Genomic DNA, 11,347 nt, shown 5'->3' with positions numbered 1-11,347 from the left:
CACCTGGCATATTACCCAACCATTCAGCGTATCGGCCACTAGCCAATATGAAAGCGAACGTGACACCACGACCGATGGTGAACGTCGAGCCGATGCCTTCACCATTGCCGGTCTTCGCGCCAGTTATGCTTTTGATAAGGGTGTGACTGCCAGAATGGGCATTGAAAACCTGTTTGATAAAAATTACGGCTATCAGGAAGGCTTCCCGGAAGCAGGCCGCACTTATTACGCTAATCTGAGTTATCAATTCTAATGCTGAAAAATCTGCATTTTTTCGCGCTGACCGGTTTGCTGATCTTCTCCGGAGCGGCAAAAGCCGTCACACTGAATGTGATGACCAGCTACCCACAACCCGTGGTCATGGTGATGCAGCAGGCGTTTGAAGAGGCTCACCCCGATATCGAACTGAATATTCTGTGGCGCAGACCGCATGATGCCCTGTCAATGTTGCTGCAAGAGGAATCTGAACAGGTTGATGTAATCTGGATGCCTTCCGTACGTACCTTTTTGAGCTTAAAAGCGCATGGAAAATTAGCACAGCTCAAAACAAACCGTGAAGGTTTGCCAATATTGCTGGGTGAAACAGCGATATCGGATCCAGAAGGTTATTTCATTGCAACGGAAGTCGCCGGATACGGCTTATTCTTTGAACCAGAAAAACTGAAACAGACCGGACTGGCCGTTCCCGATGAGTGGCAGGATCTTCTGGAAGCTGAGTGGCAGGACAATATCGCGTTACCGATTCCATCCGAAGTCAGTTTTGCCAATATGCTTATCGATCAGCTATTACAGGCTGAAGGCTGGCAAAGCGGCTGGAATCAATGGCAGCAGATTGCCGCCAATAGCCATTTAATGGGGCGTGGTGGCATGTTCACCACCGAAGCGGTTTTAGCAGGTCAGGCCAAAGTCGCTTTTACCATGGATTTTTTTGCCGCCTCCAGTATTGCCAATGGGGCCAATGGCAAGTTTATCTACCCGAAACAAACGGCTTTTAATCCGGCTCACATTGGCATTTTATCTGTCACCACTCAGCCCGAAGCAGCGAATACCTTTGTTGACTTTATTGTCTCCGAGCCAGGGCAATCGTTATTACTGCACCCCGATTTACGCAAATTACCGGTTCGCCCCAGCGTTTACAGTCAGGCGTCAAAAATGCAGAACCCATTTGCCGGCAATATCCGCCATCAATATGATTATCAAACAGGATTGCAACGACGTGAGTTCAACGCCGTGGTATTTGATGCGGCGATTACCCTGCAGCATGACAAGTTAAAACAGGCCTGGCAGCAATGGCATCAATTGCAGCAAAACGCAGATGCCGAACAACTGGCAGCATTAGCTGAAATAAAAAGCCTTTTGCAGCATTGGCCAGTAGAAGAACCGGCAATGGATAACGTGGTATTGCAAGACTGTGCCCAACGTCATGATGATGACAAAAAACAGCAAAACTGTGAGGCATTTAAATCCGAGCTTGCCCAGTCATTTGAAAGGCAATATGACAAAGCCCTCACTATGCTGGCGCAATTAACCTCCAAACCATGATCCGTCTGATAGCCCTTATCTATATGGGCGTAGTTTTGTCAGAAAGTGTGTATGCCGAGGATTTACTGGAAACCACTGAGCTAAGTCGCCGCGCATTATCCATGCCGATGCCATTTTTGAATAGTGATCAGCAACTCGGACAATTTGCCGCTGGTCGCAGTCTGTTTAATCAGATGTGGGTGATTGCCCCATCAAATGATGAAGAAATTGATGGCCTGGGACCACTGTATAACAGCATTTCCTGCTTAGCCTGTCATGCCGGAAATGGTCGTGGCCGGGCGCCCGATGGTCCGACAGAAAAAATGCGTTCGATGCTGGTCCGACTTAGTATTCCGGGCGAGAATCCTTTTCATAGCGAACCACACCCGGTTTACGGTGGGCAATTACAGGAATTTGCTGTCCCCGGTGTGCCCGCAGAGGGCAGAGCCGAAGTTCATTATGAATATTCCAGCATCACACTCAGTGAGGGTGAAACGCTCACTATACGGAAACCATCGATTCAGCTGGTCAATCCTGGCTATGGTGAGTTTGGTGAGGTACTGACATCAGCACGGATTGGCCCGGCTTTAGTGGGAATGGGACTGATTGAGATGATTGATAAACAGGAAATTCTCAGCTGGCAGGATCCTGATGATAAAAATGCGGATGGCATTTCCGGACGAGTAAATTGGATAATCGATGAAGCGAGACAAACCCGGCATGTGGGACGGTTTGGCTATAAAGCCAATATTGCGACTTTAGATGAACAAATTGCCAGTGCGTTTCAGGCGGATTTAGGTCTCACATCAGCATTATTTCCTGAAGAAAACTGCAGTAGCGTTCAAACTGACTGCCAGCAAGCTGTTTCGGGGGGTGAGCCGGAACTCACAGCAGAACAATTACAAGCGGTGAGTTTTTACTTACAGTTTCTGGCCGTGCCGGCGCCACGGGATCAATCTGAACCTGAAGTAATTCGGGGTCGAGCAGTATTTGACGAGGCAGGTTGTACAGCCTGTCATCGTCCACAGCTCAAAACGTCTTTAACAGCCAAACCTGCAGCATTTGCCAATCGACTTATAGCACCTTATAGCGATTTTCTTTTGCATGATATGGGGGAAGAACTGTCCGATCATCGTCCTGATAATGGCGCCAGAGGATCGGAGTGGCGAACGTCACCATTATGGGGAATCGGGCTTGCAGAAAAGGTTGGTGACAAGGTCGGATATTTACATGATGGTCGGGCCACAACCTTGCTGGAAGCTATTCTCTGGCATGGCGGTGAAGCTCAAAAGAGTCGAGATGCGGTGATCACTATGCCTAAAGCGGATCGTGATGCTTTACTGCAATTTCTCAACGCTTTGTAGAAAAAAAGATGATGAAAACACACATGACCACTCAAACAATGTTGCGAATATTCTGGGTGATAATGATGATTGCACCACTCAATACGGCAAGGGCTGAGGGCATAACGCTATATGCCGCAGGTAGCCTGAAAACTGCTCTCGGCGAAGTATTGACGGCGTACAGACAACAGCATGGTATTGCGATTACCAGTCAGTTCGGACCGAGTGGGATCTTAAGAGAAGCCATTGAAACTGGGGAAAATGTTGATATCTTTGTCTCGGCGAATATGTCACATCCACAAACTCTCGCCGCTCAAGGCTGGGGAGAAACAGTAACGCTAGTGACCCGGAATCAACTGTGCGCCTTGGCTCAACCTGAAATTGAACTGACCACCAACAATTTTTTGGAAACGCTGCTCGATAAAAATATCCGGTTAGGGACTTCAACACCAAAATCCGATCCCAGTGGTGACTATGCCTGGGAACTGTTTCACCAAGCCGAAAAGAGTCATCCGGGTAGTTTAAAGTTACTGAGCAACAAAGCCCAGCAACTGACTGGCGGACCAGACAGCCCCAAAGCTCCGGAAAACCAAAATCAATATGCCTGGGTAATGCAACAAAACAACGTGGATGTATTTCTGACTTATTGCACTAATGCGGTATTGGCCCAACAAGAGCTGCCTGAGCTGCAGATAATCCAACTGCCAGAAAACCTTTCAGTCGGCGCGGAATATGGACTGATTATCCGTCATGGTGCATCGGCTGCAACCCAAAAACTGGCGATGTATCTGCTCAGCCCCGAAGGACAGAGCAGATTACATCGCCATGGCTTTACTGCTAAGTAATACGTTATTGATGGTTAAGGCTATATTTTAGAAAGCCCACTGACTGCGAACCTGGAACACATTAGGTTTCTTGCCATCATAGAGTGGCCCACCGTCAATATCCAATACATGCACATAATTCGCTGAGAAACGTAACATCGGCACCGGATACCAGTTCAGACCCAGCGTCATTGAATCGGCTTCGCCGCCATTAATCGCTCCATCATTCAAATCCAGTGAGCTGTATCGCATGGCCACTTCCCAGGCACCGATGCCACCATCACCCAGGCGACGATTAGGTTTAATGCCACCAAATACGCCGTTTTTATAAGGTCGGGATTCTCCGGTAAGTAAATAACTGCTCTGCACATACCAGCCATCAAAGTCGGCATCACTGATATTGTCACGATCCACTGAGGCGCGGATATATTCTGCCTGGGCAGTAAAAGGCCCCATTACCGTGGCGAGTTCCAGACCTGATTTCAGCATACTGTCGGCATTATCCAGCACTGACGTATCAACAATTCGCACACCGGAAACATTGGATTCCGCAGCCTGACTGAAACGTACTTCATTACTCGGTTGCAAATCACGATAATTTAAACCCAGACCAAAATGCAGCAGTTTACCGGGTTCATTGATTGGCGACAGGGTGCCACGTGAACTCCAGCCCCAACCTTCATCTTCATCACCGCCGGTATTACTAACCGTGTCACCAAACACACCCGCTGCCAATGTCCAATACTGACTATTACGAGCGCCCATCACGCCGATATGCCGTCCGGCATTAAAGGCTGTGGGTAAAGCACGTTCCATAAACATGGTGTTATTGGCACTGATCATATAATCCAGACTGAACGGATCTTTAAAATTACCGACCATGATTTGATAGTTTTCAAACCCGTTATAACTAATGAACGCATCCGTAATACTGTCATTATCAAATTCATATTCGAGTTTATATCCCCAGTCACGATATAAAGTACCTGAGAGATATAACCGGGCACGCCGGATATCGGTTCCATCCCCCATATCCGGCGAACCGCCATAAGTAGCAGCATCAACCTGAACACGGCCACCGACTTTGGTTGAAAACTGGCCATCGCGGGTTTTCAGTGTTAACCCGCCATTTGTGGATATTTCTACATCAGAAGGTTTGGTCGCTTCAGCCAGCTTTTCATCAAGCTCGGCTTGTTGTTGTTCATTGGTTTTTTTGTTTTCTGCCAGTTCATCCATTAACCGACCGTATTGTTCATCGGTCACCATGCCGTTTTCGTGCAGCATATTAATCAGTGTTTCCAGCTCGGAGGCCTGGGTGGAAAAACTCAGAGATAAACCTATGGCGGCCGCCAACAGGTGTTTTTTAGATAGCATGTTAAAGTCCCTCAAAATGGATACGATAAAAATTCTGTAATATTATCGTCACATTCCGGGATCTTCTTAATTATTTTTTTATTAAAAACAGATTTATTTTTAATAATTGTGATGGACTACTTAATAAATACTTATAATAAATTAATCCATTGTTTTTAATGAATATATTAACTAAATTTAGTGAGAATCCGCTTTAATTTTATGTTATTGACACCACAATTCGTTTCTCTTAAAAATATAGGTAACGTGAGCAGTGACATTCGTTATTGAAGCGCCTTAAGCAATTGTAATATTTGTCTAAAAAGCCCACTGACTTCGCACCAGAAAGATACGTTGTTCCTGACCATCATTGGGTCCCCCGCTGACGTTCAGCACATCAATGTAGTTGGCTGAAAACCTCAGCATCGGTACCGGATACCAATTCACCCCATACGTGATGTTCTGAATTTCCCCCCCATCAATCAGTTTGTCATTCAGATCCAGGCTGCTGTAACGCAAGGTTAATTCCCACGCGCCGATACCACCATCGCCTAAACGCTTATTAGGCGAAGGGCTGCCAAAATCGCCACGCTGGTAATTTAATGAGTCATCGGTCAGGAAGAAGCCGGTTTGGAAATGCCAGCCGCTGAATTTCAAATCGTCAGCACTGCTACGTTCAACGGTGGTTAATACATATTCAGATTGCGCCGACAACCGACCATTTATCATCGCCCACTCTGCGCCGTAACGGGTAAAACTATCCGTATTAAAAATCTCACCGGTATCAACAATATTATTGCCGGCAACTCTGGCTTCTGGTTCATCACTGAACTCGATGACACCAACATCTTCAACATTGCGGTACATGCTGGCGATACCAAAATGCAGTAATTTATCTTTTTCGTTATTAATCGGAGCAACCGTAAAGCGGGCTCCGACTCCCCAGCCTTCATCGACAATCGGATTCTGCCGGGTCGCTGTTTCGCCAAACAAACCGGCGGCAGCAGTCCAGTGCTGTTTTTTGGTATCGGCCATAACACCGATATAACGATCGCCACCAAAGGCACCCAATAAACTACGTTCTATCAATTGCGAGTTACTGGAGCTGCTACGGTATTGCAGTTGGAACGGGATCTCCATCAGACCTACCCGTAAACGGGTATCTTCAAACCCCAGATAAGATATAAATGAATCACGCATTTTGCCGCCGTCGGCAAAATCATAATCAAGCTGAAAACCCCAATCCCGATACATACGTCCGGTCCAGGCCAGTCTGGCACGGCGGATATTGGTGCCATCACCCATTTCCGGATCGCCTTTGTAATCGGCTGCATCGATCATCAAACGGCCACGTAAACGGGTCTCAAACTCACCATCGGTCGTTCTGACACGCAGGCCACCTTTAGTAGTGACTTCCACTTCCGGCGGCTGCGTGGCTAATTCAAGTTTTTCGACAATTTCCTGTTTTTCTTTTGCTGATTTCTGTTGGTTCTGTTCCAGCTCTGCTAACAAACGACCATATTGTTCTTCGCTAACCATGCCATTTTCATGCAACATATCGATCAATAGGCGTAATTCTGAGGCTTGGCTGACCATAGGCAAAGCGAGAAACACGGCGAAAACCAGTTTTAAAATCAAATGAGGCATAAATGAACTCAGCATTAAGTTGAACTGATCGGGAGGTTATACCCTCTCGAACATAGGAAAAATTCCTATACGTAGTTTAGAGGACAGATACTGAATTCAAACTTAATTTTGAAAATTACATTGTGGACAGAGCAACGTTTTTTAAACAAAACGTTGCCAGTGACCGGATTTACCGCCAGCTTTTTCCAACAGACAGACATCGGTGATCACCATGCCGCGATCCACGGCTTTACACATATCGTAGATAGTCAACAGCGCCACTTGTACCGCAGTAAGTGCTTCCATTTCCACTCCGGTTTGGCCAGAGGTAGCGACTTCAGCCTGACAATTCACGGCATTATTAGCTGCATCCATTACAAACTCGACAGATACTTTGGTTAACGCCAGTGGATGACACAGTGGAATCAAATCCGAGGTGCGTTTGGCCGCCATAATGCCGGCAATGCGGGCAATGCCCAGGACATCCCCTTTTTTATGATTGCCCTGCTCAATCAATTTCAGGGTTTCCGGCAACATGATAATCCGGCCAGTAGCGATGGCCTTGCGCTGTGTCACGGCTTTATCGCCAACATCGACCATATGCGCTTCACCGGCCTGATTAAAATGCGTTAACTCTGCCATTTTGGGTGTTATCCTTATGTTTTAAACAAGGAAACAATCAACCAGATGTCTATTCAAGTCAAATTTTTTGCCAGTCTGCGTGAAAGTCTGGGACAGAGTGAGACTACGGTAGAACAGGCCTCTACTGTTACCGAAGTCTGGGATCTGGCAACCCAGTCCGCCACGCCCCCCAATAATCTGCTGGTCGCCGTTAATCTTGACTACGCCAATATGCAAAGTCAGGTGAAAGACGGTGATGAGGTCGCTTTTTTCCCACCGGTCACCGGAGGTTAATTATGGCCACGCATATTCTCGATGAAGACTTTCAGCCTTATCAATGGCTCAGTGAGTTTTCGCAGCAGATGCCTGCGGGCAGAGATGGCGCAGCCGCCAGCTTTATCGGAACCATGCGTGATTATAATGATGACGCTACCGTCAGAACCATGACGCTGGAACATTATCCCGCCATGACTCAGCGTTATCTCGAACAATTGGAAAAACAGGCTAAAACCGACTGGCCGTTAAATGATTGTTTGATCGTGCATCGCGTCGGTGAAGTGTTTCCCGGTGAAGCCATAGTATTAATCGGCTGCTGGTCAGCCCATCGCCGTGCCGCTCTGGATGCCTGCAACTGGCTGATTGAAGAGCTGAAATATAAAGCGCCGTTCTGGAAAAAAGAACAGAACCCGAGTGGCGAACGCTGGGTGGAATCCAATACCGACGGTTTATAGGAGCTGACTATGATTACCGGAATTTATGCCGCATTGGCTGCGTTGATGGTAGTCACTTTAGCTCGCAATGTGATCGGCCTGCGAAGGCAACATAAAGTGGCTTTAGGCGATGGCGGACATCAGGATTTACTCGCGGCCATTCGCGCCCATGCCAATGCCATTGAATATCTGCCGATTGGTTTGCTGCTGTTATTACTATTGGAACTCAGTCAAGGACCAGCCTGGTTAATTCATTCACTGGGCAGCCTGTTTATTATCGGTCGAATGATTCACGCCAATGGCGTCAGAAAAGCCATCATTCCCCGACGGATTATTGGTATGCAATTCACCATCTGGCTGCTGATCATTATGGCCGTGTTGAATCTGTTGGCTTTTGTCGGTATTCAATTACCGGGCTGAGTCGTCGTCATCCAATCCCAACTCTGACCAAATCGCATCAACCCGAGCGACAATCGCCGGATCTTTCTCAATTGGCCTGCCCCACTCGCGGTTGGTTTCGCCGGGCAGTTTATTGGTGGCATCCATCCCCATTTTGGAACCAAGCCCTGATACCGGTGAAGCAAAATCCAGATAATCAATCGGCGTGTTTTCTATTAAAACCGTATCCCGAGCCGGATCCATCCGTGTGGTAATGGCCCAAATCACATCCTGCCAATCGCGCACGTTCACATCATCATCGACGACGATAACGAATTTTGTATACATAAACTGCCGTAAAAATGACCAGACACCCATCATCACCCGCTTGGCATGACCGGCATATTGTTTTTTCATGCTGACCACGGCCATCCGATATGAACAGCCTTCGGGCGGCAAATAAAAATCGACAATCTCTGGAAATTGCTTCTGCAGAATCGGTACAAATACTTCATTGAGTGCCACACCTAAAATCGCCGGTTCATCAGGTGGACGACCGGTATAAGTGCTGTGATAAATCGGGTTTTTACGCTGAGTAATTCGCTCAATGGTAAATACCGGAAAGCTGTCGATTTCATTGTAATAACCCGTGTGATCACCATACGGCCCTTCCGGTGCCATATCATCCGGGTAGATAAAGCCTTCCAATACAATCTCGGCTTGGGCAGGCACTTGCAAATCACTGCCGATACATTTCACTAACTCGGTTTTGCTACCGCGTAGCAGACCAGCAAACGCATATTCAGAAAGCGTGTCTGGAACGGGGGTCACCGCACCTAAGATAGTCGCCGGATCACAGCCCAGCACCACAGCGATTGGAAACGGTTCGCCAGGATGCGTTTGCTGCCATTCTTTAAAATCCAGTGCCCCACCACGATGCGATAACCAACGCATGATCACCCGGTTTTTACCAATAACCTGCTGCCGATAAATACCTAAATTCTGCCGGGTTTTATGCGGCCCTTTGGTGACCACCAAACCCCAGGTAATTAAAGGTGCCGCATCTTCCGACCAGCACAGTTGAATTGGATATTCACCCAGATCAATGTCATCGCCTTCAATCACCTGCTCCTGACAAGGGGCTTTTTTCACCACCTTCGGGCCCATATTCAAAACCTGACGAAAGATCGGCAACTTATCCCAGGCGTCTTTCATACCTTTCGGTGGTTCAGGCTCTTTTAGAAAAGCCAGTAACTTGCCGACTTCACGTAACGCCTCAACCGAATCCTCACCCATGCCCAGCGCCACCCGTTTAGGTGTACCAAACAGATTAGCCAATACTGGAATCTTGCTACCCTTCGGGTTCTCAAACAGAATCGCCGGACCACCAGCACGCAATACCCGATCACAAATCTCCGTCATCTCTAGGTGGGGATCTACCTCGGTTGTTATGCGTTTTAGTTCTCCCTGTTTTTCCAGGTTGGTGATGAAGTCTCTTAGGTCGGTGTATTTCATTCTATTAGATGTTTTTATTGAATTAGTTGTAGCTTAACAGCTTTACCAATTAGTTTGATAAGATTGGACTTCATCTCAAAACAGGTAGAAATGATGTGTTGAGTGATAGGGATATTAAACATCGCTTTGTAAATCGGGAAGGTATATACAAAGAAGGTGGAACATTAATTCACTTAACGATCAGTGATATTCAAAGTATAAATAAATCATTGAGTGTTACTTGTAGATTCCACAGTACTCCAGGTTTCAGCAATATCACTACAAGCAATTTTTTATTCACCGATATGTATCCAGATGGATTTCAACTATCTGGATCAGGGTACGGCTTTGGAACAATTCGATTAATTACCGACATAGAATCTCTAAAAAAGGACTACACAAAAATACATTCTCTTGAACATTCGAACAATCCAGAATCAACTTGGCCATCTGAAAATACCGGAGAAAATCTAAAAAAAATTTTTAGGGCGACTGTTTTTCATCATAAAACGAGATTTAGCATACCGAGTTTAATTCAAAGGAAGCTCAAAAAACCTGATGAAGAATATATCAACGAAATAATAGATAAAGTCTATTTTGAAAAACCTGATTCATTTATTAAATGGCCTAAAAATAAAATTATTTTCATGCCTGATGCTGTACGTCAAAAATTTCATGTTTACAGCAATGAGCAATTACTTACTTTAAAAACTGCTGGTATATCTCCTGACCGTCGTTCAAATGGTCCAGCAATTATGGCTTTTTTGCTCGCAGGAGGTGAAAGACCAATTCGTGATAATGGCCATGGCTGGAGTATTCATCATATCTATGATGGCAAGCGGCCATTCCCAAACTCTGGCGCATCTAAAGTATGTCATGCTGTAAAAGAACATGGCCACTTTACTAACTCAGCCGGTCTTGTAGCGTTACATCCAATAGCTGATGGAATCGCATCAGAATCCTCTTATTTTGCATGGCTATTGAGGTTGGAAGCTTATAAACGGTTTTTATATGACCCTAATAAAGTATTTTCAATAATGTAGTTCACATCATTAAGTTTATCCGATGCACTGCCAAAGTGAATCAGGGAGAAAAGAACAGGTGTTCGGTCATTTTATTATAAGCCCCCTAATCCCGTTATATGGTGACGAGTAGCGACTTTTTGTCAGGAATAGAAACTTGCCTGTCTGATTCATGGCATCCATGCCACTCACCCTTTTAGCGCGTCCGGCGTCCAAATTTGTTCCAGACAAATTTGTCGCTTCGGTCAAACAACCGTTATGCTGATACGAGCAGCTTTGCGATGCTCGGCTTCGCATAAGGACATTATCAACGCTTTTCGTAGGTTGGCGCTGAGTTTACGAAGCCCAACATTATTAAAATTCACGTCAAGATTGTTGGGCTTCATTGCATTCAGCCCAACCTACAGCCACTCCCTAAATCCCCTTTTGTGTTGCCGATAAAAATGGTTATCTCA

Annotated in this window: 12 protein-coding genes; 8 read left to right on the top strand and 4 right to left on the bottom strand. The window is 46.2% G+C overall.

From position 1 onward, the window contains the following. From B3O33_RS12600 to B3O33_RS12585, 4 genes are all read left to right on the top strand, one after another. A partial coding sequence (locus B3O33_RS12600) for a TonB-dependent receptor (RefSeq protein WP_292363751.1) occupies positions 1–253 on the top strand: 253 nt, incomplete at its 5' end. Then, a complete protein-coding gene (locus B3O33_RS12595; protein ID WP_292362064.1) occupies positions 253–1,542 on the top strand; it encodes an ABC transporter substrate-binding protein in 1,290 nt (429 codons plus the stop codon). The genes B3O33_RS12600 and B3O33_RS12595, both read left to right, overlap by 1 nt. Further along, positions 1,539–2,885 (top strand): di-heme oxidoredictase family protein, encoded by a 1,347-nt coding sequence (locus B3O33_RS12590; RefSeq protein ID WP_292363749.1) that lies wholly within the window; start codon positions 1,539–1,541, stop codon positions 2,883–2,885. Before B3O33_RS12595 ends, B3O33_RS12590 begins: the two co-directional genes overlap by 4 nt. Before the next feature lie 23 nt (positions 2,886–2,908). Next, on the top strand, positions 2,909–3,709 hold the full coding sequence (locus B3O33_RS12585; RefSeq protein ID WP_292362062.1) for a molybdate ABC transporter substrate-binding protein: 801 nt from the start codon (positions 2,909–2,911) through the stop codon (positions 3,707–3,709). A 27-nt stretch (positions 3,710–3,736) separates the two neighbouring features. Here the strand turns inward: B3O33_RS12585 and B3O33_RS12580 are convergent, their stop codons facing one another. The 3 genes from B3O33_RS12580 to moaC form a co-directional block, all read right to left on the bottom strand. Beyond that, positions 3,737–5,062, bottom strand: a complete 1,326-nt coding sequence (locus B3O33_RS12580) for an OprO/OprP family phosphate-selective porin (protein WP_292362061.1) — start codon at positions 5,060–5,062, stop codon at positions 3,737–3,739. 297 nt (positions 5,063–5,359) lie between these two features. Continuing rightward, positions 5,360–6,688, bottom strand: a complete 1,329-nt coding sequence (locus B3O33_RS12575; RefSeq protein ID WP_292362060.1) for an OprO/OprP family phosphate-selective porin — start codon at positions 6,686–6,688, stop codon at positions 5,360–5,362. A 141-nt stretch (positions 6,689–6,829) separates the two neighbouring features. Further along, a complete protein-coding gene (gene moaC / locus B3O33_RS12570) occupies positions 6,830–7,309 on the bottom strand; it encodes a cyclic pyranopterin monophosphate synthase MoaC (RefSeq protein ID WP_292362059.1) in 480 nt (159 codons plus the stop codon). A 45-nt stretch (positions 7,310–7,354) separates the two neighbouring features. Between moaC and moaD the strand changes: the two genes are divergently transcribed. Genes moaD through B3O33_RS12555 form a run of 3 tightly spaced genes read left to right on the top strand, consistent with a single transcriptional unit; the run spans position 7,355 to position 8,418 of the window. Beyond that, positions 7,355–7,582, top strand: coding sequence for a molybdopterin converting factor subunit 1 (gene moaD / locus B3O33_RS12565; RefSeq protein ID WP_292362058.1), 228 nt, complete (start codon positions 7,355–7,357; stop codon positions 7,580–7,582). Positions 7,583–7,584: 2 nt separating this feature from the next. Further along, on the top strand, positions 7,585–8,019 hold the full coding sequence (locus B3O33_RS12560; protein ID WP_292362057.1) for a molybdenum cofactor biosynthesis protein MoaE: 435 nt from the start codon (positions 7,585–7,587) through the stop codon (positions 8,017–8,019). A gap of 9 nt (positions 8,020–8,028) precedes the next feature. Next, positions 8,029–8,418, top strand: coding sequence for an MAPEG family protein (locus tag B3O33_RS12555; protein ID WP_292362056.1), 390 nt, complete (start codon positions 8,029–8,031; stop codon positions 8,416–8,418). On the opposite strand, the gene ubiD is transcribed toward B3O33_RS12555, so the two are convergent. Beyond that, a complete protein-coding gene (gene ubiD, locus B3O33_RS12550; RefSeq protein ID WP_292362055.1) occupies positions 8,407–9,891 on the bottom strand; it encodes a 4-hydroxy-3-polyprenylbenzoate decarboxylase in 1,485 nt (494 codons plus the stop codon). The two genes, B3O33_RS12555 and ubiD, sit on opposite strands and share 12 nt — an antisense overlap. 95 nt (positions 9,892–9,986) lie before the next feature. Between ubiD and B3O33_RS12545 the strand changes: the two genes are divergently transcribed. Further along, positions 9,987–10,913 (top strand): hypothetical protein, encoded by a 927-nt coding sequence (locus B3O33_RS12545; RefSeq protein WP_292362054.1) that lies wholly within the window; start codon positions 9,987–9,989, stop codon positions 10,911–10,913. The last annotated feature ends 434 nt before the right edge of the window (positions 10,914–11,347 follow it).

The organism is Methylophaga sp. UBA1464 (genome assembly GCF_002325665.1).
GTDB lineage: Bacteria > Pseudomonadota > Gammaproteobacteria > Nitrosococcales > Methylophagaceae > Methylophaga.
The sequence above is the reverse complement of the archived record's forward strand: the minus strand, read 5'-3'. Positions and strand labels throughout refer to the sequence as shown.